The organism is Mycetocola sp. Y791, assembly GCF_059445325.1.
Genome location: NZ_JCAIUC010000004.1, coordinates 173479 through 197064 on the forward strand (window position 1 = coordinate 173479; position 23586 = coordinate 197064).

25 protein-coding genes are annotated in these 23586 nt (G+C 66.2%); 11 read left to right on the top strand and 14 right to left on the bottom strand.

Going from position 1 to position 23586, the window contains the following annotated elements; translation table 11 throughout:
* Positions 1–59 precede the first annotated feature (59 nt).
* Positions 60–371, bottom strand: a complete 312-nt coding sequence (locus tag AC1C2N_RS13875; RefSeq protein ID WP_495434306.1) for an MGMT family protein — start codon at positions 369–371, stop codon at positions 60–62.
* Between the two features lie 4 nt (positions 372–375).
* Positions 376–825, bottom strand: a complete 450-nt coding sequence (locus tag AC1C2N_RS13880; RefSeq protein WP_483404822.1) for a GNAT family N-acetyltransferase — start codon at positions 823–825, stop codon at positions 376–378.
* Between the two features lie 172 nt (positions 826–997).
* On the opposite strand from AC1C2N_RS13880, the gene AC1C2N_RS13885 reads away from it, so the two are divergent.
* Together AC1C2N_RS13885 and AC1C2N_RS13890 are read left to right on the top strand one after the other, a co-directional pair.
* Complete coding sequence (locus tag AC1C2N_RS13885) at positions 998–2182, top strand: PucR family transcriptional regulator (protein ID WP_495434307.1); 1185 nt, start codon at positions 998–1000, stop codon at positions 2180–2182.
* Positions 2183–2279: 97 nt separating this feature from the next.
* Entirely contained in the window at positions 2280–3494 is a 1215-nt protein-coding gene (locus tag AC1C2N_RS13890) for an NADP-dependent isocitrate dehydrogenase (RefSeq protein WP_495434308.1), read from the top strand.
* A 66-nt stretch (positions 3495–3560) separates the two neighbouring features.
* On the opposite strand, the gene AC1C2N_RS13895 is transcribed toward AC1C2N_RS13890, so the two are convergent.
* On the bottom strand, positions 3561–3980 hold the full coding sequence (locus AC1C2N_RS13895; protein ID WP_495434309.1) for a hypothetical protein: 420 nt from the start codon (positions 3978–3980) through the stop codon (positions 3561–3563).
* 172 nt (positions 3981–4152) lie between these two features.
* On the opposite strand from AC1C2N_RS13895, the gene nagB reads away from it, so the two are divergent.
* Both nagB and AC1C2N_RS13905 read left to right on the top strand, forming a co-directional pair.
* Entirely contained in the window at positions 4153–4932 is a 780-nt protein-coding gene (nagB, locus tag AC1C2N_RS13900; RefSeq protein ID WP_495434310.1) for a glucosamine-6-phosphate deaminase, read from the top strand.
* Positions 4917–5723, top strand: a complete 807-nt coding sequence (locus AC1C2N_RS13905; protein WP_483404817.1) for a hypothetical protein — start codon at positions 4917–4919, stop codon at positions 5721–5723. Before nagB ends, AC1C2N_RS13905 begins: the two co-directional genes overlap by 16 nt.
* Positions 5724–5885: 162 nt before the next feature.
* On the opposite strand, the gene AC1C2N_RS13910 is transcribed toward AC1C2N_RS13905, so the two are convergent.
* The 3 genes from AC1C2N_RS13910 to purU are packed head-to-tail and all read right to left on the bottom strand — an operon-like array spanning position 5886 to position 8513.
* The gene (locus AC1C2N_RS13910; protein ID WP_495434311.1) at positions 5886–7238 is read right to left on the bottom strand and encodes an FAD-binding oxidoreductase; all 1353 of its coding nucleotides are present in this window, start codon (positions 7236–7238) and stop codon (positions 5886–5888) included.
* On the bottom strand, positions 7235–7588 hold the full coding sequence (locus AC1C2N_RS13915; RefSeq protein ID WP_108962855.1) for a YrdB family protein: 354 nt from the start codon (positions 7586–7588) through the stop codon (positions 7235–7237). The genes AC1C2N_RS13910 and AC1C2N_RS13915 overlap by 4 nt, the downstream gene beginning before the upstream one ends.
* 52 nt (positions 7589–7640) lie before the next feature.
* Positions 7641–8513, bottom strand: coding sequence for a formyltetrahydrofolate deformylase (gene purU, locus AC1C2N_RS13920; RefSeq protein WP_483404984.1), 873 nt, complete (start codon positions 8511–8513; stop codon positions 7641–7643).
* Positions 8514–8703: 190 nt separating this feature from the next.
* On the opposite strand from purU, the gene AC1C2N_RS13925 reads away from it, so the two are divergent.
* Genes AC1C2N_RS13925 through mnhG form a run of 7 tightly spaced genes read left to right on the top strand, consistent with a single transcriptional unit; the run spans position 8704 to position 16276 of the window.
* A complete protein-coding gene (locus AC1C2N_RS13925; RefSeq protein WP_495434312.1) occupies positions 8704–9960 on the top strand; it encodes an MFS transporter in 1257 nt (418 codons plus the stop codon).
* A gap of 36 nt (positions 9961–9996) precedes the next feature.
* Positions 9997–12915 (top strand): Na+/H+ antiporter subunit A, encoded by a 2919-nt coding sequence (locus AC1C2N_RS13930; protein WP_495434313.1) that lies wholly within the window; start codon positions 9997–9999, stop codon positions 12913–12915.
* Positions 12912–13445 carry a sodium:proton antiporter gene (locus AC1C2N_RS13935; RefSeq protein WP_483404813.1) on the top strand — a complete coding sequence of 178 codons (534 nt, stop codon included), beginning with the start codon at positions 12912–12914 and terminating at the stop codon, positions 13443–13445. The genes AC1C2N_RS13930 and AC1C2N_RS13935 overlap by 4 nt, the downstream gene beginning before the upstream one ends.
* Entirely contained in the window at positions 13442–15004 is a 1563-nt protein-coding gene (locus AC1C2N_RS13940) for a Na+/H+ antiporter subunit D (protein ID WP_495434314.1), read from the top strand. The genes AC1C2N_RS13935 and AC1C2N_RS13940 overlap by 4 nt, the downstream gene beginning before the upstream one ends.
* The gene (locus AC1C2N_RS13945; RefSeq protein ID WP_483404811.1) at positions 15001–15582 is read left to right on the top strand and encodes a Na+/H+ antiporter subunit E; all 582 of its coding nucleotides are present in this window, start codon (positions 15001–15003) and stop codon (positions 15580–15582) included. Before AC1C2N_RS13940 ends, AC1C2N_RS13945 begins: the two co-directional genes overlap by 4 nt.
* Positions 15582–15845, top strand: a complete 264-nt coding sequence (locus AC1C2N_RS13950) for an MrpF/PhaF family protein (RefSeq protein ID WP_108391684.1) — start codon at positions 15582–15584, stop codon at positions 15843–15845. Before AC1C2N_RS13945 ends, AC1C2N_RS13950 begins: the two co-directional genes overlap by 1 nt.
* Positions 15842–16276, top strand: coding sequence for a monovalent cation/H(+) antiporter subunit G (mnhG, locus tag AC1C2N_RS13955; RefSeq protein ID WP_483404809.1), 435 nt, complete (start codon positions 15842–15844; stop codon positions 16274–16276). The genes AC1C2N_RS13950 and mnhG overlap by 4 nt, the downstream gene beginning before the upstream one ends.
* 54 nt (positions 16277–16330) lie before the next feature.
* Here mnhG and AC1C2N_RS13960 read toward each other — a convergent pair whose 3' ends face one another.
* The 8 genes from AC1C2N_RS13960 to AC1C2N_RS13995 all read right to left on the bottom strand — a co-directional run bounded on the left by AC1C2N_RS13960 (position 16331) and on the right by AC1C2N_RS13995 (position 23502).
* Positions 16331–17062: a hypothetical protein gene (locus tag AC1C2N_RS13960; protein WP_483404808.1), complete on the bottom strand. Its 732-nt coding sequence runs from the start codon at positions 17060–17062 to the stop codon at positions 16331–16333.
* 80 nt (positions 17063–17142) lie between these two features.
* Positions 17143–17742, bottom strand: a complete 600-nt coding sequence (locus AC1C2N_RS13965) for a DinB family protein (protein ID WP_495434315.1) — start codon at positions 17740–17742, stop codon at positions 17143–17145.
* Between the two features lie 126 nt (positions 17743–17868).
* Positions 17869–19035, bottom strand: a complete 1167-nt coding sequence (nagA, locus tag AC1C2N_RS13970; RefSeq protein WP_495434316.1) for an N-acetylglucosamine-6-phosphate deacetylase — start codon at positions 19033–19035, stop codon at positions 17869–17871.
* Positions 19032–19820 (bottom strand): DeoR/GlpR family DNA-binding transcription regulator, encoded by a 789-nt coding sequence (locus tag AC1C2N_RS13975; RefSeq protein WP_483404805.1) that lies wholly within the window; start codon positions 19818–19820, stop codon positions 19032–19034. The genes nagA and AC1C2N_RS13975 overlap by 4 nt, the downstream gene beginning before the upstream one ends.
* A complete protein-coding gene (locus tag AC1C2N_RS13980; RefSeq protein WP_495434317.1) occupies positions 19807–20676 on the bottom strand; it encodes a class II fructose-bisphosphate aldolase in 870 nt (289 codons plus the stop codon). The genes AC1C2N_RS13975 and AC1C2N_RS13980 overlap by 14 nt, the downstream gene beginning before the upstream one ends.
* The gene (locus AC1C2N_RS13985) at positions 20673–21635 is read right to left on the bottom strand and encodes a 1-phosphofructokinase family hexose kinase (RefSeq protein ID WP_495434318.1); all 963 of its coding nucleotides are present in this window, start codon (positions 21633–21635) and stop codon (positions 20673–20675) included. Before AC1C2N_RS13985 ends, AC1C2N_RS13980 begins: the two co-directional genes overlap by 4 nt.
* Complete coding sequence (locus tag AC1C2N_RS13990; protein WP_495434319.1) at positions 21632–22609, bottom strand: ROK family protein; 978 nt, start codon at positions 22607–22609, stop codon at positions 21632–21634. Before AC1C2N_RS13990 ends, AC1C2N_RS13985 begins: the two co-directional genes overlap by 4 nt.
* Entirely contained in the window at positions 22606–23502 is an 897-nt protein-coding gene (locus AC1C2N_RS13995) for an SIS domain-containing protein (protein WP_495434320.1), read from the bottom strand. Before AC1C2N_RS13995 ends, AC1C2N_RS13990 begins: the two co-directional genes overlap by 4 nt.
* Positions 23503–23586 lie beyond the last annotated feature (84 nt).

Consider the following 23586-nt stretch of genomic DNA (forward strand, 5'->3'; position numbering starts at 1 on the left):
GCTTTCTCGCCTGTAAACCGTGCGATGTCCTGTGAACCGGGTGACAGCATCCGCTGTTCTCAGACGAAGGCGGATGCCGCGACGCGGTAGCCGCCGTCTGCGCGCGTCTGCAGCGGGGTCCCCTCGGCCTCGTAGTGAACGAGTGCCTCTTCCTCGTGGGACTGAGGCGGCAGGCCGCCGGCCCGCACGACACGCCACCACGGGACATCGCTGCCGTACAAGGCCATGATGCGACCGACGCCGCGAGCGGATCGCGAACCGAATGTCGCGGCGACCTGCCCGTAACTCATGACGCGACCGGGCGGGATCGACTCGACGATGTCGAGGACTATCGCGACCTCGTCCCGTGCTTCCGGCTGGGCTCCCGCCATCTTTCTAGAGCTTGCGGACGCCGACCGTCTCGCCGTACTGCGTCTCGCTGACCGGCTCGAATCCGACGTGGCGGAAGAACGCCTCCGGGCCGAGCTCTCCGGGTTCGTAGATGACGTTGACGTGATCGAATCCGCGCTTCGCGGCCTCGGAGCTGAGCGCCTCAACAGCGAAAGTACCGACGCCGCGACCCTGGTCGTCAGCATCGACGTTGATTCGCCACAGGATGGAGCGGAATTCGTCTTCGCCGTCGGGGTCGAAATTGGCCTGGACGAAACCCACGACCTCGTCACCGTCGAGGATCACCCGCTGCCAGGTTGTGGCCGGGTCGAGCACGGCGGCAGCGACGGAATAGGAGACCGGAGCAACAAACTGTTCCTGTCCCGGCTTGAGAGTCAGCGTGTTGACAGCGACGATCGTAGAGGCGGACAGTTCGACGAGTCTCAGTTCAGGCATGCTGCAAGGCTAGCCGGAACCGTCCGGTCTCCGGTAGCCGGGAGCGTCACTGACGGTTAAGTTCAGGAACCGTTAACCCGGGGATTCCGCAACGCCCCGAGCGGCAGCCGAGCGCCGATCGGAGTGCCTCCGAGGCCTGTCCGACGCGTACCATCGAGTGCGGAGGTGGGAAATGTCGTCAGTGTCACCGCACTCGAGCCGATCGGAGGCCGAGGGGCAAACGCTCACCGGTCGTGAACTGCTTGTTCGGGTTTTGGCGCGGATGGACGGCGAACTGCCCTGGTTTCAGGTGCTCCCCGCCGCGAGGCGGGCGGCCATCGAAGAGATCACGAGGTCGCTCATCGAGGCGTTCGTCTCATACTGCTCGCACCCGGACCCGTCGGCTGTCCCGCGCGTGTTTGGCGAAGCGCCCGCCGAGCTTGTTCGTTCGATCAGCCTCGAGCAGACGCTGCAGCTGATCCGGGTGTCCGTCGCCGCCGTCGAAGACAGCCTCATCGGTCCCGAGGCCGCTGCGTACCGCGAAGCCAGCCTCGACTTCTCCCGTCAGCTGGCGTTCGAAGCGGCCGAGATCTACGCGGTCTCCCGCGCGTCGCCAGGGCTGTGGGACCCGCGACTCGAGCAGCTGGCCATCGATTCGGTTCTCGCCGGCCGAGGGGTCGCCGATCTGGCCGATCGCCTCGGTGCTGTCGGCTGGCGCGGGGGAGGAGCGAGCGTTGTCGTCGTCGGTGCCGTCGGCGATACCGTCGACGAAGACCGGCTGCGCCGCGCGGTCTGGGCCGCGGGCGCCGATGCGCTCGCCGGTGTGCGCAACGGGCGCTTCATCCTCGTTCTGTCGTTACCGGTGGCGGATGCGGGCGAGCACGCGGCCCAGGCCGCGTCGAACGACGTGGCCGTCGCGCTGGCTCGGGTCGAGCAGATAGCACGGGACATCGTCGCGGCGACGCTGTCGGAAACCACCGTTCTCGGGGATGTGGTCGTTTCGATGGCCGATGCGGCCACGAGTGCCCGGGCCGCGGTATTCGGTGCGCGGGTCGCTCACACCTGGCTGCAGGTGCCGACGATTGTCAGCGCCGATCAGCTCTTGCCTGAGCGCGTACTCAACGGTGATGCCGACGCCCGAACGGCGCTCCTGCAACGCGTCCTGGTTCCGCTGCAGGACGGCGCGAGCGACTGGCTCGAAACCATCGCCATCTACCTCGACAGTGGCCGCTCGATCGAGGGCTGTGCGCGAGCGCTCGACGTGCACGCCAACACGATCAGGTACCGGCTGGCCCGGGTGTCCGAGGTGCTGGGCTTCGACGTCACCGCCCCACGGAACGCGTTCACCGTGCAGTGCGCGCTGCGACTCGCGAGCTGATCGCCAACAACCTGAAATCTCTCGATATCAAGGTAGTTGCGGCTCTCAGGTAAGCTTGACGACGGTCGGTAAGGCCCCACAAGCTAGGAGCTTTCTATTGTCAAAAATTAAGGTTGAAGGCACAGTCGTCGAGCTCGATGGCGACGAGATGACCCGCATCATCTGGCAGTCCATCAAGGACACCCTGATTCACCCGTACCTCGACGTGAACCTCGAGTACTACGACCTCGGCATCCAGAAGCGTGACGAGACGGATGACCAGATCACCATCGATGCTGCTCACGCCATCCAGAAGCACGGCGTCGGCGTCAAGTGCGCGACGATCACCCCCGATGAGGCCCGCGTTGAGGAATTCGGCCTCAAGAAGATGTGGAAGAGCCCCAACGGAACAATCCGTAACATCCTCGGCGGCGTGATCTTCCGCGAGCCGATCATCATCTCCAACATCCCGCGTCTCGTACCGGGCTGGAACAAGCCGATCATCATCGGTCGTCACGCTTTCGGTGACCAGTACCGCGCCACCGACTTCCTCTTCAAGGGCAAGGGAACACTCACGGTCGAGTTCACGCCGGAGGACGGTTCCGAGCCGCAGAAGTTCGAGGTCTACCAGGCCCCGAGCGACGGCATCGCCCAGGTTCAGTACAACCTTGACGCGTCAATCCGCGACTTCGCGCGTGCGAGCCTCAACTACGGCCTCACCCGTAACTACCCGGTGTACCTCTCCACGAAGAACACGATCCTCAAGGCATACGACGGCCGGTTCAAGGACATCTTCCAGGAGATCTTCGACGCTGAGTTCAAAGAGCAGTTCGATTCCGCTGGACTGACCTACGAGCACCGCCTCATCGACGACATGGTGGCATCCGCCATGAAGTGGGAGGGCGGATACGTCTGGGCCTGCAAGAACTACGACGGAGACGTGCAGTCTGACACCGTCGCGCAGGGCTTCGGTTCGCTCGGTCTCATGACCAGTGTTCTCGCAACACCGGACGGCAAGGTTGTCGAGGCTGAGGCCGCACACGGAACTGTGACGCGCCACTACCGCATGCACCAGCAGGGCAAGCCGACGTCGACCAACCCGATCGCGTCGATCTTCGCCTGGACCCGCGGGCTCTCGCACCGCGGCAAGCTGGACGGCAACGACGCTCTCATCGAGTTCGCGTCGACCCTCGAGGACGTCGTCATCAAGACCGTCGAGTCGGGCAAGATGACGAAGGACCTCGCGCTCCTCGTCGGACCCGAGCAGCCGTACCAGACCACCGAAGAGTTCCTCGCCGAGATCACGGCGAACCTCAAGGCTCGCCTGGGCTAAAGCCAGCAACAACAAAACGCTCCCCGATCCTGTGGATCGGGGAGCGTTTTCGTTGTGCTGCGGGGGTTAGCCCTGGCAGACCGCCTGCAGGTCGCCGAAGGTGGTCTGGACCTCGGTAATGGCATCGGTGAGCGCCGTCTGGTCCGCGTTATCGGGGTCAGCGGCCGCGATTTCCATTTGTTCCGCGAAACCGCTGAGCGCCTCTGTGGCCTTCGTGCTTTCCGGCTTGACGTCGTCGTTGGTGATCTTGTCGTTCGCCTCCGAGAAGGTCTCCGAGAGCTCGGTCACGGCTTCAGCGCCGGCGACCGGGTCGTTCCCGAACGATGAAACGCTCTCGCTGAGTTCGGTCTGTGCATCCTCGAGTGTTGACTGCACGATGGAGCAGGCCTCCGCCTGCGACTGCCCACTGGCGCACCCGGTGAGGAAAAGGCCAAGAACGGCAATGATGCCGATCGTTGCCGCGCTGGTTGTTCGGTTCCTGGACACAAGTTCCCCCTGAAAGAAAGTGCTGGGTGAGAGCGATGAGTAATCGAATTGACTGTATCAGCGTGAAGATGGGGAACCCCTGCCGCTGCTGGCATCGCCGAAGAAGCGGGGCCGCGCCGCATGGCAGACTGTGAGCAGTTATTACCCCCGCACCAAAGAAGAATGTGAGTCCATGGCTGAAGTTGTGATCGTCGAAAACTCCCGTGCCGCCGGTGACCTGGTGGCTGACGCCATCCTGTCGCTGATCGCGTCGAAGCCCGATGCGGTTCTTGGCCTCGCCACAGGGTCGACGCCATTGCCGGTGTACGAGGCACTTGCGGCGCGAGTGGGAGATATCGACCTCGGCAAGGTGTCAGCCTTCGCCCTTGACGAGTACGTCGGGCTGCCGGCGTCCCACCCCGAAAGCTACACATCAGTCATCAACCGCGAGGTCGTCGAACCGCTCGGACTGGTGCCGGAGCGGATTCACGTTCCCAACGGAGCGACTGAAACCATCCGGTCGGCCGGTGCGGACTACGAGCGAGCGATCCACGAGGCTGGCGGGGTCGACCTGCAGATCCTCGGCATCGGTTCCGACGGTCACATCGGTTTCAACGAGCCAGGATCGTCGTTCGCCTCCCTCACCCGTGTGAAGACACTCACCGAGCGCACCCGTTCAGACAACGCCAGGTTCTTCGACTCACCCGACCAGGTCCCCATGCACTGCATCACACAGGGCCTCGGCACCATCCTGCGGGCACGTCACCTCGTGCTGCTCGCGTTCGGTGAAGGCAAAGCGGATGCTGTCGCCGCGGCTGTGGAGGGACCGCTGAGTTCGATGCTTCCCGGTTCGGCGATCCAGCTGCACCCGCACACGACGGTCGTCGTCGACGAAGCGGCCGCGTCGAAACTCAGGCTCGCCGACTACTACCGGTACACGTACGACAACAAGCCCGAGTGGCAGGGGATTTGAGCGACAGGGTGGTCGACCTGCTCTCGCCTGGGCAACTGGCTGCTCGCGCCCGGATGCGCCGTGAACGAGCGATCGGCGACGCCCAGTCGGACTGGTCGATGGTCATCGAGGGCTGGAGCGGTGGCCGCCAGGTCTTCGCTTTCGCGCTGCCCACCCTCGACGCTCTCGCCGGGCCGCTCCTGGTGGCGCGCTCTGCCCTCAACGTCGACACGGTTGTCCTGTTCACCGACTCCCGCGTCTTCGCGCTTGAGCCCGGCGATATCGATGGCCAGCGCACCGCTGAGCGTTACCAGCGCGGTGAGGTCTCCCTTCTCGAGCTCGCGATGGCAGGAGACCCTCGCGTCATCGACCAGCTGGTGATCCTGCCGTTCAGCGTCGAGCGCGGCGTTCTCGACCCCCAGATGATCCGCTACCTCACGCGGTACGAATCCGGCCGGGAGTCGGGTGTTATCTGGGATATCGACGGCGACGAGCCGGTGACCGCGACCATCAGCGGTCCGATTCATGGCGTGCTCACCTGGGCGATGCAGGACAACGCGGTCGGGCCAGACGGACAACTGGCTCAGCCGGGTGAAGCGCTGATGTGGGAAGAGCTCGACGCCCACCTGCTTGGGATCGTCGCTGCCGCGCTCAACACGGCGTCAGAGGGGCGCTTTGTGATCCTCGACGCCCACCCGAAAATCGCCACAGCAGCGGGGTTCGCACCGTTGTCGGCGCCCGGAGGAATCCTCATCGGTGACACAACCCCCGAGAGCGTCGCGCAGCTCGTGGCCTGGGACGTGGCGCGGTAGCCGACTCGCGCGGAGCCGGAGCCGGTGCCCGTCGGGGCGGCCGAGGGTCGAAACCATCAGTTCCGGTCGAAAACACCCGGCGCAACTGATGCGCTCGACCGGAACTGATGTTTTCGAGTGCGGGCCAAGTGTGGCGCAGCTCGTGGCAGGGGATGCGGCGGGCTAGAAGACCTTGCCCGGGTTGAGGATGCCGTTCGGGTCGAAAACCGCCTTGATGCTGCGCTGGAGCTCGAGCTGGGTCTCGCCCAGTTCATCGCCCAGCCAGCGTTTCTTGAGGATCCCGATGCCGTGTTCACCGGTCAGGGTGCCGCCGAGCTTCAACGCCGCTCCGAACAGCTCGTCGGCCGCGCGCCAGATCAGGTCGGGAACCTCAGGGCCATCGAAGATGAAGTTGGGGTGGAGGTTGCCGTCGCCGGCGTGGGCGACGGTGGGAATCCGGATGCCGTATGCCTGCTCGATCCGGACGATCTCCGCGAACATCGCCGGCAGTGCGCTCCGGGGAACAGAGACGTCTTCGATCAGGGTGGTTCCCAGGCGGGCCATCGCGGGGTGCATGGCCCGACGAACGGCCAGGAGCTGCTCGCCGGCGACGGGGTCCGTCGACAGTTCCGCCCGCCCGCCCATCGCGAGAATGATGCCGAGCGCCGCCTCCGCTTCTGCCGCTGCGGCCGGTCCGTCGGTCTGCACGACGAGGTGCGCCTCGCCGGTGGAGACGGAGGGGAGGGCAAGCAGGGTCGCGGTGGCCTCGAGCGACGCCGCGTCCATGATCTCCATCACCGCCGGCTGGATGCCGGCGGCGGTGATCCCAGCGGACGCTGCGGCGGCATCCGTCACCGTCGGGAAATAGGCGGCGATCGTCGCTACGGCACCGGCGACGAGCGGCCGGATGCGCACTGTCGCGCCGGCAATCACACCGAGCAGTCCCTCCGAACCGACGAAGAGCGCGGTCAGGTCGAGCCCGGTGACACCCTTGACACTGCGGTGACCGAGCTCGAGTACCTCGCCGCTCGCGAGCACGACGGTAAGGCCGAGCACCGCATCGCGCGTGACGCCGTACTTGGCGCAGAGCAGCCCGCCAGCGTTGGTCGCGATGTTCCCGCCGACGGTGGAGATCGCCTTTGAGGCGGGGTCCGGTGCGAACCAGAATCCATGCTCGGCGAGGATCTCGTTGAAACGACCATTGAGGATGCCCGGTTCGATCACCGCGAGCTGGTCGGCCGGATTAATCTCGAGCACGCGGTCCATGGCGAGCGTTGACAACACGATCTCACCGCCAGACGCGATGGCGCCACCGGCAAGACCGGTGCCCGCGCCGCGAGTCACGACGGGCGTTCCCGTCGCGTTGGCGATGCGCAGCGTTGTGGCGATGTCGGCCACCGACGTCGCGGTGACCACGGCGAGAGGGGCGGATGCCGACACGTGGCCGGACTTGTCGGCCTGCATGAGCGCCAGCGAAGCGGCATCCGTCACAACGGCGGTGCCAAGCTCGGCGACCAGCTGGCCGACGACGTTCATCGGCTGAACTCGCGTCGGCCGTTCACCACGCCGCTGATGACGGCGACGACGCCGAAGACGAGGGCAACGAACGGGACGCCGAGGTCCCACCACGCGAGTGCGGCAGCGCCCATGACGGCGAGTTCGATGAGTGCCTTGCCGTACGGGTCGATGTGGAAGACCGCCTTGGGCGAGCGGAAGAGCCCCCACAGCAGGATGGCGATCACCGGAGCGCCGATGCCGATGACGAAGTTCCATGGCAGCGACCAGGCCAGGAAGCCCCAGATGCCGAGAGACACTATCGCGAAGAGCTCGAGGAAGAGCCTGAGGATGTCGTTGGGTGTTACTGAGGGCTGCGAGGTATCTGACACCCCTCCAGTTTAGGTGGGGCCAGCGCGCCGGGCCGCAGGGCGGTCGTGTGGATTACTTGAAGATGATGGTGCGCGCACCGTCGAGCAGGACCCGGTCTTCAGCGAACCACTTGACCGCCTGGGTAAGGGTGCGGCTCTCTTCGTCCTGGCCGATCGCGACGAGCTCAGACGCGCTGCGCGAGTGATCGACCCGAACCACGTTCTGCTCGATGATCGGTCCCTCGTCGAGGTCACTCGTCACGAAGTGCGCCGTTGCGCCGATGAGCTTCACACCACGGGCGTGTGCCTGGCGGTACGGGTTCGCTCCCTTGAATCCGGGGAGGAAGGAGTGGTGGATGTTGATGGCCCGGCCGGCGAGGCGCTCGCAGAGTTCGGGGGAGATGATCTGCATGTACCTGGCCAGCACAACGAGCTCGATGTCGAACTCGTCGACCGCGTCGAGAATGCGCCGTTCGAACGCCGCCTTCGACGCGGCATCCGTCACCGGGATCGATTCAAACGGAACGCCGTAGAACGACGCGAGGTCGCGCAGGGTGCCGTGATTTGAGAGCACGAGCGGAATCTCGACGGGGAGCTGTCCAGCCCGCTGCCGGAACAGCAGGTCGTTGACACAGTGCGCCGCTGTCGACGCGAGTACGAGCGTGCGCAGGGGGCGTCCGACCACGTCGAGGCGCCAGGTCATGTCGTAGTTCTCGGTAACGGGGGCTATCGCTGCCTCGAAGTCCTCACGGCTGCCCGGTGACTCGACCTGCAGGCGCATGAAGAACCGTCCGGTATCCGCGCTCGAGAACTGCTGGCTCTCGGTGATGTTGCCGCGCGCGGCGACGACGGCCCCGCTGATCGCGTGGACGATGCCGGGCTGGTCGCTGCAGACGAAGGTGAGGACCCAGTGGTTCTGAGGTTCGTGGTGTGCGGAAGCTGTGATCACTGTTCAAGGTTAACCGGTGACGGATGCTCTTCCGAGCGTTGGGCGTCCGGGTCGCCTCGGGAAGCGTCGGGTAGACTCGATTCTGGTCGGCGCGTTCCGTCGGCCCTGGGCGCGCACACCAGCGCGTAGACGAACTCGGATCCTGCCGTACGGCCGATCGAGTGAACGCCATCGTTGGATATCCCCGATGACCACATCTTCCGTTTCACACCCGCGCGCCGCCGCGCCCGCCGCCGGTCCGTTCCCCTGGGTCGGCCTGATCGCGCTCGCCGCGACAGTTTTCCTCTCCGTCTCGAGCGAGATGATCCCGACCGGGCTCCTGCCCGAGATGAGCCGCTCCCTCGGCGTCACGCCGTCGCAGGTGGGCCTGCTCGTGACCTTCTTCGCATTCACCGTCGTCGTCTCGAGCGCGCCGCTCACCGCGGCGACCGTTCGCCTGCCGCGACACGCACTCATGGTCGGCATCCTCATCGTGCTCGGTCTCAGTAACCTGCTCACGGCGATTTCGCCCACCTACGAACTCGTCGTCGCGTCGCGGGTGCTCGGTGGCCTTGCGCACGGCCTGTTTTGGGCGCTCGTCCCCGCGTACGCCGCACACCTGGTGCCCAAGGACCAGATCGCGCGTGCCGTATCGATCACGCTCGGCGGCGGAACCCTCGCGTTCGTGCTCGGGGTTCCGCTCGGGACGGTTCTTGGTCAGTCGATCGGGTGGCGCTGGGCGTTTGCGGCGATTGCCATCGCCCTCGGCCTCGGTGCCCTCGCGGTGCTGCGCTGGCTGCCGAAGGTGGAACGGGAACCCATCCCTTCCCGGCTTGAGTCGGAACCGCGGCGAGACCCGACGGTTCTTCCCGTCGCGGCGATCTGTGTCACCGTCGCCATTGTCATGATCGGCCACTACGCGCTCTACACCTTTATCGCGCCGTTCGTCACCGACAGCATGGGCCTCGCGCCGGAGCACCTCAGTGCAGCTCTCTTCATCTACGGGGGAGCGGGCGCGGTCGGCCTCGTGCTCACGAGCACGGTGTTCGCACGGAGAACGTCGATGGGTCTCATCGCTGCGCTCGCAACGACAGCTGTCGCCGTCACTGTGATGGCCATGTCGACGTCGACGCTGTGGCTTTCCGGCCTCGCCCTCATCGTCTGGGGGCTCGCGTTCGGCCTGATCGCCCCGCTCCTGCAGACGAGGATGCTGCACACCGCAAGCCCGAGGATCCGGGACACCGCGAGCGCCTTCTACACCACCGCGTTCAACGCCGGGATCGGCGGGGGAGCGCTGGTCGGCGCGGTCCTCCTGGACTGGCAGGGTGTCGGATTCCTTCCGGTCGCGAACGTCACGCTGACCCTGCTCGGACTCGTGATTATTGTCCTGACCATCCACGTCACCGAGCGCCGGTCACGGTCGCGGGATGAACGACCGGTCAGGGACTCCTCCTCCGTCGGTTAAACTGAAGACCAATCGATCCAAACCCGAGAGACCTCCATGGCGCTTCTCCTGCTGGCCTTCCTCGTGGTTTCGTGCGCCACGAACATCCTCACCAGCTGGTTGTCGACGCGGGTCTTCTACGTCATCTCGGTGCTTCCGTTCGGCGCGTTCGTCTACACCCTGACGCAGACAGGAACCGTTCTCGCGGGCGGTTCCATCGTCGAGACCATCCCGTGGATCCCTCAGCTCGGTATTGCGCTGTCGTTCCGGGTCGATACTCTCGCCTGGCTGCTCGCTCTCATCGTGACCGGTGTCGGCGGGCTCGTCCTCGTCTATTGCGCCAGATATTTCTCCAGCGATGAACCGGGCCTCGGCCGGTTCGCGGCTCTCCTGCTCGCCTTCGCCGGCACGATGTACGGACTCGTGACCGCCGACGACATCATCGTGATGTTCATGTTCTGGGAGATCACGAGCGTGCTGAGCTACCTGCTCATCGGGCACTACGTCGATCGCAAGGAGAGCAGGGGTGCCGCGCTCCAGGCGCTCCTCGTCACAACGTTCGGCGGGCTCGTGATGCTCATCGGCGTTGTGATGATCAGCGTTCAGGCCGGAACGACATTCATCGCCTCGATCGTCGACCAGGGCCTCAGCTCACCGGCAACCACCGTCGCGATCCTCCTGATCCTCGTCGGCGCGCTGTCCAAGTCTGCGATCGTCCCGTTCCACTTCTGGCTCCCAGCCGCGATGGCTGCGCCAACGCCGGTGAGCGCGTATCTCCACGCCGCCGCGATGGTGAAGGCGGGTATCTACCTGGTGGCGCGCCTGGCCCCCGGGTACTCGGATACGCCTGGCTGGGTTGAGGTACTCGTGTCGCTCGGAGTGCTGGCGATGCTCGTCGGCGCCTGGCGGTCGCTGCGCCAGTACGACCTCAAGCTCGTCCTCGCCTATGGCACAGTGAGCCAGCTGGGCTTCCTCATGGTGATCGTCGGCTTCGGTGGATACGACGCGGCAATCGCCGGCGCCGCGCTGCTCGTCGCCCACGCCATCTACAAGGCAGCGCTTTTCCTCGTCGTCGGCATCATCGATCACAGGGCAGGCACCCGCGACTGGCGCAAACTCTCGGGCATCGGCAGGCAGTCGAAGATGCTCGCGGCGATCAGCCTCATCGCTGTTGCATCGATGGCCGGAATCCCGCCCCTCTTCGGTTTCGTGGCGAAGGAAGCCGTCTTCACCGCGTTCCTCGAAGCAGGGCGGGCCGGCGACGTCTGGGGCTGGGTGGCGCTTGTCGGCACAGCCGTCGGCTCCGTGCTGACCGTGGCGTACAGCATCCGCTTCTTCTGGGGCGCGTTCGCGACTCGGCCTGATCGCGCGCCGACGGCCCTGCACTCCGACGGCTGGGGCATTCTCACCGCTCCCGCGATCCTCGCGGCTGCCACGATCGCACTCGGCGTTGGTGCGTCCGCCGTCGACCCCTTCTTCCAGCCGTACGCGGACACCATGCCAGGTCACGGGGAGTACCACCTGGCGCTGTGGCACGGCTTCGAACCCGCACTCGCGGTGTCGGCGGTCGTGGTGCTGCTCGGTGTCGTCCTGTTCATCCGGCGCAAATGGGTGGCCAGGGTCCAGGATGCCGTGTCGCCCATGTTCGATAGCTCACGCGGCTACTGGCTCATCATCCAGTTCATCGACCGGCTGTCCGCTCGCACGACGATCTTCGCCCAGCGCGGCGGACTGCCCCAGTACCTCGGCACGATCCTCGTCGTCTACGTGCTGACACTCGGGGTTGCGTCCGCCATGAACCGAAGCTGGCCGGACAGCATCCGCTTGTGGGATTACCCGGAGCAGGTCCTCATCGCCGTTGCCGTCGCGACGGCTGCGGTCATGGCGGGCAAGGCGAAGCAGCGGATGAGCGCGGTGCTGCTCGTCGGAACCACAGGTTTCGGAATGGTCGCCCTCTTTGCCCTGCACGGCGCACCCGACCTCGCGCTCACACAGGCCCTCGTCGAAATGGTGACGCTCGTCGTCTTCGTTCTGGTGCTGCGGAGGCTGCCGACCAGAATCGCGCAGCGGAACAAGCCGGTGCGGAGGATTCTTCGAGCCGCGATCGGCGTCGCCGTCGGGTTCACGATGGCTGTCGTTGCGATCATCGCGCTCGGTGCGCGGCAGGCCGAGAGCATCGGCGCCGAATGGCCGAGGCTCGCTGTTGAAGGTGCGCACGGCCTCAACATCATCAACGTCGTCCTCGTCGACATTCGCGCGTGGGACACCATGGGGGAGATCTCCGTCCTCGTTGTTGTCGCAACGGGAATCGCGAGCCTCCTGTTCGTCACTGGGAGGACGGGGCCGATTCCGCGGCTCTCCGGATCCAAGCAGCAGCGCCGCGGCCGCAATCGCCGCCGCGTTGTCGTCGACCCGCTCGCACCGGGCCCCGAGGCCAGCTCGAACCGGATGAGCTGGCTGCTCGCCGGCCGGACGCTCGCCCGCGACCACAGGTCAGTCCTGCTCGAGGTCCTGGTGCGTTTGCTCTTCCACCCGGCAATCGTGGTGTCGGTGTACCTGCTCTTTGCCGGGCACAACGCACCGGGAGGAGGGTTCGCCGGCGGACTGCTCGCGGGGCTCGCGCTCGTCGCCCGTTACCTTGCCGGCGGCCGCTACGAGCTAGCCGAGGCGATCCCCGTCGACGCCGGCAAGATCCTCGGACTCGGCCTCGCCCTCGCCGTTGGCACCGCCATCGCCTCGATGTTCTTCGGCGGCGCTGCACTGCAGTCGGTCTACCTTGAGGCGGACGTGCCGATCCTCGGACACCTGTCGTTCGGCTCGTCGACCATCTTCGACTTCGGGGTGTACCTCGTCGTGGTCGGCCTCACGCTCGATATCCTTCGCAGCCTCGGGGCTGAGATCGACCGCCAGCAGGAGGACGCAGACCTGTCGGGCGAAGCGCAGGACGACTTCTCCGAGAGCGAGGCAGTGCGATGACCGCGTCACTGACACTCATCATCCTCATGGCCATTCTCTACGCGGTCGGGATTACCGTCATGCTGGAGCGCTCGCTGACCCGCGTGCTCATCGGCTTCATGCTCGTCGGTAACGCCACCAACCTCCTCATCCTGCTCGTCAGCGGACCGAGCGGCAGCGCGCCGATCGTCACGGGCACGGCATCCGACGAGTCGATGGTCGACCCGGTGCCGCAGGTTCTCATGCTCACCGCCATCGTGATCAACTTCGGGATCACGGCCTTCGTCCTCGCGCTCATCTACCGGTCGTGGTGGCTCGCGCAGCTCGGCGACCAGGGCGACGTTGTACCCGACCAGCACACCGAAGACACCCAGGCGCTGACCGAGGCAACGTTCGATGCCGTCGACCTCGACGACGCGGCAATCCAGCAATTGCTTGCGGCGAGCGACGAGCATCCGGACGACCCGGGCGACGCAGAGGGCCGGGACGATTCTTCCGGCCCGGACCGTTCGGACGACACAGGCAGGAACGAGAAGGGGAGACGCACATGACCGCGATTCTGCCGCTCATCGTCCTGATCCCGCTCTTCGCCGCCGCCCTCGCGCTGGTTCTCAGCGCTTACCGCCGTGCGCAGGTCGCGGTCAGTATTCTCGCGCTCAGCGCGGTCTCAGTGCTGGCGACCATCCTGCTCGTCCACGTCGACAGGCACGGAGCTGTCGTCGTCGATGTCGGTGCGTGGGATGCCCCGTTCGGTATCGTCCTCGTTGCCGACCGGCTCGCGGTCATCATGGTGCTGATCTCCGCGCTGATGCTCCTCGGTGTGCTCATCTTCGCCGCCGGCCAGGGTATCGCCGACGGCGACCGGGATACACCGGTCACGATCTTCCACCCCACCTACCTCGTGCTGTCGGCCGGGTTGTTCGATGCCTTCGTCGCCGGCGACCTGTTCAACATGTATGTCGGGTTCGAGATGCTGCTCTCGGCGAGCTATGTGCTCCTGACGCTCGGTGGAACAGGTGCGCGCATCCGCGCCGGCGTGACCTACATCATCATCAGTCTCACGTCGTCGATCATCTTCCTGGCCTCGATCGCTTTCATCTACGCGGCCACCGGCACGGTCACCATCGCACTCATCGCCGAGCGGGTCAGGGACCTTCCCATGGATGTGCAGCTCATCCTGTGCATCTCGCTCCTCGTCGCGTTCTGCGTCAAGGCTGCTGTGTTCCCGATGTCGTTCTGGCTCCCCGACTCGTACCCAACGGCACCGGCACCCGTGACGGCGGTGTTCGCCGGTTTGCTGACCAAGGTCGGCGTCTATGCCATCATCCGGACAGACACCGTGATGTTCACCGACGTCGATATCGACGTTCCGCTCATGATCATCGCCCTGCTCACGCTGCTCATCGGGATCCTCGGGGCCCTGGCGCAGGCCGACATCAAACGGCTGTTGTCGTTCACCCTCGTCAGCCACATCGGCTACATGATCTTCGGTATCGCCATCGGGAGTCAGGCCGCACTGGCGGCGACGATCTTCTACATCATCCACCACATCATCGTGCAGACGACCCTGTTCCTCGCGACGGGACTCGTGGAACGGATTGGCGGCACGACCTCGATCAACCGGCTCGGCGGCATCCTCAAGGCGTCCCCGTTCGTGTCAGTGCTGTTCTTTATCGGCGCGATGAACCTCGGGGGCATCCCGCCGTTCTCCGGATTCCTCGGCAAGATCGGCCTGTTCGAGGCCGGCGTCGAGCTGGGAACGCCGTTGTCCTACCTGCTGATCGCCGCGGGAGCACTCACCTCCCTGCTCACGCTGTACGCGCTTGCGCGAGTCTGGAACATGGCTTTCTGGCGGTCGGAGAGCGAGGTCGAGGGTTATTCATCCCCGTTGCTCAAGTCGCTTGCGGAGGGCCCGGAGGACCGGGGCGTCACCGTGATGTCCAAGCGCGTCCCCGCCCTGATGCTCAGTGCAACCACAGGAATGGTTGCGCTGACCGTCTGCCTCACTCTCTTCGCCGGGCCGCTCTTCGCCTTCGCCGAGCGCACGGCATCCGATTTCGAAGTCTCTTCCACCTACGTCGAGGCCGTGTTTCCGGGGGGTGTGCGATGAGTTCAGACTCGGGACACCACATCAGGGCGGTCAGCCAGTTCGCGCTGCTTGGCGGCCTCGTTGTGCTCTGGTGCCTGGTGTGGGGCCAGGTGACGGTGCTTACGGTCCTGACCGGAGTGATTCTCGCCGTGGTGATCTCGCTGATGTTCTACCTGCCGGCGATCGATCTGAGCGGCCGCGTCAACGTCTGGTACCTCCTGGTGTTCTTCGTCCGGCTCATCGTCGACATCGCGCGGGCGTCAATCGACGTGGCCTGGCTGGTCATCAACCCGAGGTACAAGCCGTCGAGCGCTGTTATCGCGATTCCGCTCGACACCCGGTCCGACCTCATCATGACCTTCACCGCCGAAGCCATCTCGCTCGTTCCCGGCTCGATTGTGGTCGACGTCGACCGTCAGGAGTCCGTGCTCTACGTCCACGTCATCAACGTCCGCACCGAGCAGGACCTTGAGGAGTTCCGCGACGAGGTTTTCGCCACGGAGAAACGACTGGTCATGGCCATCGGTTCGAACGACGACGTCTGGCGGGTGCGCCAGCCCAACCACCTGACCAGATCCGACACGGGAGGAGGCTCCTGATGCAGATTGCGATCATTATCGCCGGTGTGCTCTTCAGTATCGGGGCTGTCGCCGCGCTCTACCGGGTGATCAAGGGGCCGAGCCTGCTCGACCGCGTCATCGCCTCCGACGTCTTCGTTGCCACGGTGATGTGTGTGCTCGGAAGTGAAATGGCTTTCAACCAGCACACCGAGACGCTGCCCGTCATCCTCGTTCTCGCGGCATTCGCATTCCTCGGCTCGGTGAGCTTTGCCCGCTTCATGGCGAAACAGGATGAGACATGATCTGGGACAGCGTTCGCGAAATCATCACCATCACCCTCGTCATGGTTGCCGCGCTGATGTGCGCTGCAGCGGGTATCGGTCTCTTCCGGTTCCCCGACGTGCTGTCCCGGCTCCACGCCGCAACGAAGCCGCAGATCCTCGGCCTCATGTGCGCCTCTGCCGGTGTCGCCGTGAACGACCCGCGGATAGCGACCTTCGCGCTCCTCACGGCCATCATCATCTTCCAGGGGCTGACAGCTCCGATCACCGCGCACATGGTCGCGCGAGCCGCCTACCGGTCGAATCACCTGCGTCGTGACCTGTTGATCCGGGATGAGCTCGCCGACCGGGTCGAGCGGATCGAGCGGGAGAGGGCGGCAGCAGCAACGGGTCCCGACGCCGATACCGGGGCCGCCTACGAACAACGAACCGCGGGCGAACCCGACAAATAGCCGGGACGGACAGCTCAACGCGACGTACTGACGGCATCCGTCTGTCGGGTGGTTTCAGGGTTGTGGCGCTGCACGACTGACGAGGTCGAGGATCGCGTTGGCGACGCCGGCAGGGTCGACGAGCATGTGGAGGTGGCGGCCGTCCAGTTCGATGACAGGCCACCCGCGTGATCGGGCCCGGGAAGCCTCATCGGCGTAGGTCGAGCCGAAGGCGAGGTAACCGGCTGGCGTCGTGTCCCAGCCCGCGTCGATCCTGAGCGCGCCGCGGAGGAAATCGAGGGGAAGCTGGGGTTGCTGCGCTTCGATGTGGAACCTCGTCGCCGGGTCAGGGAAGAGTCTGGCGATGTCTTCCTCGTCGAACCAGTCAGTCCAGACGGGGAGCAGGCCATCCTCGTCGGCGAGGGGTTCGACCCGGTCGAGCACAGCGGCTACCGCGAGCTTTTGGATACCCGACGAGACAGGAACGACCGCGTCGACGAACACCACGCAGGCCACCGTGCGGATGTCGATCAGCGTCGGGACAAAGTTGCCCGCATTGGAATGCGGCACGAGGATGACCGTGCGGTCGGCGGGAACCGCGGTCGCGTAGCCCAGGGCCGCATCGATCGGGGTTACGGGGTCCGGCTCGTCGGCGGGCGGAGCGATGACCACCTCGTGTCCCCGACGGCGTAATTCGCGCTGGACCGGTTCCCAGGCGGCAGGGCCGAGGAGGGCGCTCGCCAGCAGCACGATGACGGGCGCGTCCGGAATGTCCTCTGTCGGGAGAACCGGTTCAGGAGCCTGCATATTCACCTCCGTTCCCGGTACGCTACCGGGTGCCAGCTGCGGACGAGTGCGCACTGCCGAGCCGGGGCCGGGTTGGCGCGTCAGGTCGCCGCGCGATCGGCTGCGGCCACCGCGGTTTGCTCGAGCCGGTTGACGTAGCTCGCCCACCAGCTCTCGTCTTCCGCTGGCAGGTTCGACGTGCCGGCCCTGAGCCCGACGGAACCGTCGATGAGTTCACGGACGATATCCGCGTGGCCCGCGTGCCGGTTGGTTTCCTCGACGAGGTGCACGAGGATCCGGTGCAGGGTGGTCTCGCTCTTCTCCCGCGGCCACCAGGGCACCCGCCCGACGGCGCTCAGATCGAGGGCGGCGACAGTGGCATCCGAGTGTTTCCACACGCGTCGGTACAACGCGATGATCGACTCTCGCGATTCGTCTTCCGTTGCCCACATGTCGGCGTTCGGCTCGGCATCGTCGTCCATCCACGGCAGCGGTTCGGGGAACGGCCGGCCAAAGGTCTCGCCGAGGTATCCAGCCTCGACGCCGGCAATGTGCTTGATCAGGCCGAGCAGGTTCGTGCCCGTCGGAACGAGCGGGCGGCGAACGTCGTACTCCGACACCCCGTCGAGCTTCCACAGGAGCGCCTCTCTGGCGCGCTGCAGGTAGATGGCGAGGTCGTCCCTGGGGTCGGTGAGCGGCATGACGACAGCCTTGCACAGAGGGCATCGTTACCGCACGGGTGAATGGTCCGGCAGGCGAGCGCATCACGTGCGGTCGAGCGCATCAGTTGCGCGGGGTGTTTTCGACCGGAACTGATGGTCTCGGCGCTAAGTGACCCGGTCGCCCGCTGCCCACACGCCGACGACGGTGAGGTCGTCGTCGAGAAGCACGGCATCGGCAGCGAAACCGGGCGCGAGCTGCCCGAGGTCGCCAGCGCGCCCGATCGCGCGGGCAGGCGTCGTCGTGAGCGCCGTGACGGCATCCGTGAGTTCGATGCCGACGTCGAACACCGCACGCCGAAGCGCCTCGTCGAGCAGGAGCGTCGATCCGGCGATCGAGTCGCCGTCGGTGAGCCGGGCGACACCGTCCGTCACCGTGACCGACAGCGAACCAAGCTGGTAGACGCCGTCGTCCGAACCGGCTGCAGCCATGGCATCCGTGATCAGGGCGATTCGGCCCGGTGCGGAAGCGAATGCCATCCGAACGACCTCGGGGTGAACGTGGACACCGTCGTTGATGATCTCGAGGGTCACCGATGGTGAGGAGGTCGCGGCTGCGACCGGTCCCGGTTCGCGGTGGTGGATGCCGTTCATCGCGTTGAACGCGTGGGTGAGGATGCTTGCCCCCGCCTCGAACGCCTCGAGGGCGCCGTCGAAGTCGACGCTGGTGTGCCCGACCGCCACTGTGACGCCCGCGTCGGCAAACTGACGGATGGCGTCGAGGCCTCCCGGCAGTTCGGGGGCGAGAGTGACCTGCCTGAGCGTGCAGCGAGCCGCTGTGACGAGGCGGTCGATGCTCTCGGGGTCAGGAGCGCGCAGCAGCTCAGGGTTGTGGGCACCCTGCCTGCCAATGTCGAGGAAGGGTCCCTCGAGGTGAGAACCGAGGATCGTCGGGTCCGCCTCGGCGAGGTCGGCGATGGTGCCGACCCGATCGACGAGGTCGTCGACGGTTGCGGTGACGAGCGAGAGCACGGACCGGGTCGTGCCGTGGCTGCGGTGTACCTCGAGGGCCGAGCGGATGCTGTCGGCACCGTCATCGAATGATCGCGCGTTGCCCCCGTGCCCGTGGATGTCGATGAAGCCGGGAGTGAGGGTGAGGCCTTCCCCGTTCACGGTCTCTGCCGCGCCAAGCTGTGTCCACTCCGGCCCGGTGCCGACCGCAGCGATGACGTCGCCGGACAGGGCCACGAACGCATCGGGCGTGACGTGCCCGCCCGTGACGAGCGTGACCGAGTGAATGACGAGGTCGATGGGCGCTGGAGCGAGTTCAGTCACGATGCAACGATAACGTCGATGCCGTCGGCGGCGAACGCGCTTTTCTGCTCGGCGGTGATCCCGTCGTCGGTGATGAAACTGCCGAAGAGTTCGGCCCCGCCGACCGTCGCGAACGACCGAACACCGATCTTGGTGGAGTCCGCAACCATGAACGCGCGGGCGGCCCTCGACGCCATCAGCCGGTTGACGTGCGCTTCCGACTCGTCGTTGACCGAAGCGCCGTGCTCAGGCACGACGCCGTTGACCCCGATGAAGGCCAGGTCGAGCGCCACCCCCTCGAGAACCATGTCGCTGTACGGTCCGACGAGTTCGTACGATCGCGGGTGCACCACTCCGCCGGTGACGACCACCTTGAACTGCGGGCGCATGGCGAGCTGGGCGGCGATGTTCACGGCGTTGGTCACGATCGTGAGGCTCGGCTCCGGGGACGGTTCCGAGAGGTCGGATCGCGTCGACAGTACCGTCGCGATCGCGGTCGCCGTTGTGCCCCCGCACAAGCCGACGACACTGCCGCGGTGAACCAGGGCGCTCGCCGCCTGCGCGATCAGTTGCTTCGCTTCGGCGTTCGATTCGTGCCGGTACCTGATCGGCAGGTCGTATGCGACTGAATTACCGACGGCGCCGCCCCTGGTGCGGGTCAGCAACTGCTGCCTCGCGAGAGTGTCGAGGTCACGGCGAGCGGTCGCAGGGGAGACTCCGAGTGACGCGGTCAGGTCGTCGACCTCGACCTGCCCGTTTTCAGCGAGCAGGTCGAGTACGGCGCGCAGTCGCTCATCGCGATTCATCGAGTGCTTCCGTCGTTGTCATCCCGCGCGCGAAGAGTGTCAGGAGTCGTTGTGCCTCCCGGCTCAGGCTTTCCCGAGCGGGGGTGAGGTACTTGCGCGGATCGACGATCGCGTCGTCATTGTCGAGTACCGCGCGCGCGGCGCGGGTGTAGAAGCCGTTGAGGTGGGTCGACACGTTGATCTTGGTCATCCCGGAGCCGATGGCCGCAACGATGTTGGCGTCGGCGACACCCGAGGAGCCGTGCAGCACGAGGGGCACGGTCAGCGCCGACCGCAGCGCTGCGATCAGGTCGAGATCGACGGATGCCACGCGGTTTGTCATCGCGTGTGAGGAGCCGACGGCGACGGCGAGCGCGTCGACCCCGGTGTCGGAGACAAAGGCGACGGCTTCGACGGGATCGGTGCGGACGCCGGGAGCGTGGGCGCCGTCCTTGCCGCCGACCTTGCCCAGCTCCGCCTCGACATACACGCCGGCGTCGTGGGCGGCCTCGACCACCCTCCGGGTCGCCGCGACATTGTCGGCGTACTCGAGCTTCGCCCCGTCGTACATCACCGAACTGAAACCGAGGTCGATGGCCTCCCGTGCGAGCGACTCATCCTCCGCGTGGTCGAGGTGGACGGAGACCGGCGTTGACGCGCCCTCGGCGAGGGCGAGCGTCGCGCGCGCGATCGGACCGAGCGAGCCGTGGTAGCGGGCGCAGTTCTCAGAGATCTGCAGGATGACGCCGAGACCCGCGCGCTCGCTCGCCGAAACGAGACCCTCGGCCGTCTCGAGCGACACCACGTTGAAAGCGCCGATTCCCGTCCCGTTCCTGTACGCGTGGTCGATCAGGGTTCTCGTCGTCTCGAGCGTCATGACTTTCTCTCGTCCGTGGTTGTCGTGGGGTGGCCCTGGTAACGGGAGGTGGTGATCTCGCGTTCGAGGTCGGTGATTCGTCCCGGGTCGACGTCGCCGGCGATGGGTTCGAGTACGGCCGCGGCCGACCAGGCTGTCGCCCTGGTGAGGATCGCCCGTGTGTCGAGGTGTGCGCGGGTGTCCCGCGCCAGGAGTGCTGCCACTCCGGCGACGCCGGCGTCGCCGGCACCCGTCGGGTTGCCGGCGAGGACGCGGCCGAGCCGAGCCGCGAGCACGGGTTCCGCCGGGTCGGCGGGAACAGCGATCATGCCCGCTTCGCCGAGCGACACGAGCACGAGGCCGGCGCCCATCGACTGGAGCGCGCGAGCGCCGGCGACCGGATCTGATTCGCCCGTGGTGTCGAGGAGTTCACTCGCGTTGGGTTTGAGAACCGTCGCACCGGCAACAGCAGCGTTTCGCAGTTGCATGCCCGTGGCATCCGCTATGACGGGAATGCCCGCAGCGCGACCGGCGGCGACGAGATCACCGTAGAGGGTGTCAGGGCATCCGGGCGGGACGCTTCCGGAGATGACGAGGCAGGTCGCGTCGGCCAGTCGACCGGTGACGGCAGCGAGAAGCTCGGCCCAGGCCCCTGCGTCGATGGCCACGCCCGTCTCGTTGATGATCGTCGTCCTGTCCGGTTCGACGATGGCGGTCGACTGCCTCACGCTGCCGGGAACCTCGACGAGGCTCGATGGAATGCGTCCGAGATCCGAGCCGAACCAGTCCAGGTCGTTTCGCCCGACCGGCGCAACGACGAGCGCGTCTTCACCCATCTTCGTCAAAACCCTCGCGACGTTGAGCCCCTTGCCTCCTGCCCGGCGGATGCCCGGTGCGACCCGGTGGGTGTGCCCAAGGTCCAGGCGGTCGAGGGTGAGGGTGATGTCCACGGCCGGGTTCGGCGTGACCGTGACGATCACGGGGCACCGGCCGATGGGTCGAGGATGCCGCGGGCGCCGAGGGCGGCACCGACAAGTCCCGCATTTTCGCCGACCGTCGCCGGGAGGAGGACCGGCCGCCTGTGGAAGGTGAGGAAGGAGTTCATCCGCTCGGCGACCGGTTCGAACAGGGCGTCGCCCGCCTGGGCGAGTCCGCCGCCGAGCACGATGGCCTCCGGGGCGAGCAATGCGACGCTCTGGGCGAGCGCCAGGCCGATGGCATCCGTCGCATCCGACCACACCCGCTGCGCGAGCGGGTCACCGGACCGGGCCCGCTCGAGCACCTCACGGGCGCCGAGAGGGCCGTCGACGTGGTCGCCGGCTGGCAGGCCAGCGCGGTACAGCCGGCTGATCGCGCCCGCCGACCCGATCGCCTCGAGGCAGCCGCGACCGCCGCAGGCGCACAGGGTCCCGCCGGGGCTGACCACCGAGTGCCCGATTTCGCCGGCGTACCCGTGAGCTGAGTACGGTTTCCCGTCGATGAAGACCGCGCCGGCGATGCCGGTCCCGATCACGACGACGAGCACGTTCGAGTACTGGCCAGCGCTCCCGAGCTGGTACTCAGCGGCCCCCGCTGCCCTGACGTCGTGGGTGAAGTACACGGGAACGCCGAGTCGTTCGGCGGCGAGCGCGCGGAACGGCACATCCCGCCAGCCGATGTTCTCGGAGAACACGCCGATGCCGAGTTCGTCGTCGACGAGGCCGGGCACGATGAGTCCAGCCGCGCGGATGTCGGTGTCGGGGTGCGCGGCACGGAACCGGAGGGCCAGGGTTTCGACCTGCGCCAGCACGGCATCCCCTGTGCCGTCGACGGAGTGCGGTGTCGGTACCCGGACCGTGTCGATCAGGCGGCCATCAGTGCCAACCAGTGTTGCCTTGGTATCGGTCCCGCCCACATCGAACGCGAGGACAGCGGGGCCGGTGCCCAGCTGGCCGGGTGGGGCGGTTTCGATCATGCGCCGAGAATGACGGATCGGGTGAGGTTCCGCGGGAGGTCGGGGTTGAGTCCCGCGCGGAGTGAGCGCTCGAGGGCGACACGGTGGGCGCGGACCAGGTCGGCGACGGGATCGAGCGCCGAGTGCTCGAAGTGCGCGCCGGTCACAGCGACGTCGGCGTCGAGGCCAGCTGGCATCTCGCCGAACAGCCAGACAGCGCGTCCGGGGGCGGCGATGGCGAGCGGTCCGTGGCGGTATTCCATCGCCGGGTATGACTCGGTCCAGGCCTGCGATGACTCGCGCATCTTGAGTGCGGCCTCGTGGGCGAGGCCAACCGTCCAGCCACGACCGAGGTACGTGACCTGCTCTGCTCCGATGAGCTGTTCCGGCAGTTCTTCGGTGAGGGCGGTTTCTGCGTCGGCAATGGACTGTGAGACATCGGCCCCGGTCGATGCGCGGAGGAAGGTCAGCGCCGTTGTCGCGAAGCGGGTCTGGACGACGCTCTTCTCGTCGGCGAACGGCAGGGCGATGATGTCATCGGCCGCGTCGACGAGGGGGCTCGAGGTGTCACCGACGATGCCGATGGTGCGGACCTTGCCGCGGATGCCGCCGAGCAGTTCGAGGACTTCCGACGTGGTTCCCGAGCGAGTGATTGCGACGACGGCGTCATAGTCACGGTCGACGAACGCTTCGGACGCGGCGAAGGCGTCGGTCACTCCGAGGCCGGCGTTCTCGCGCAGGGCGGCGTAGGACTGAGCCATGAACCAGGAGGTGCCGCAACCGACGACCGCGACCTTCGCACCCGCCTGGGGAAGAAGCTTCGGCTCAGCGACCAGGTCGACGGCCTGTGCCCATACCGCTGGCTGGCTTTGGAGTTCTTCGGCCATGTGCGCGCCGGCGGTCTGAGTGTTCACGATTCGTCCGTTTCCGTGTATCGATGATTGGTAGTGATTGATTTATCGCTTTACAATCATTATCAATCGCCGCGACCGCGGATG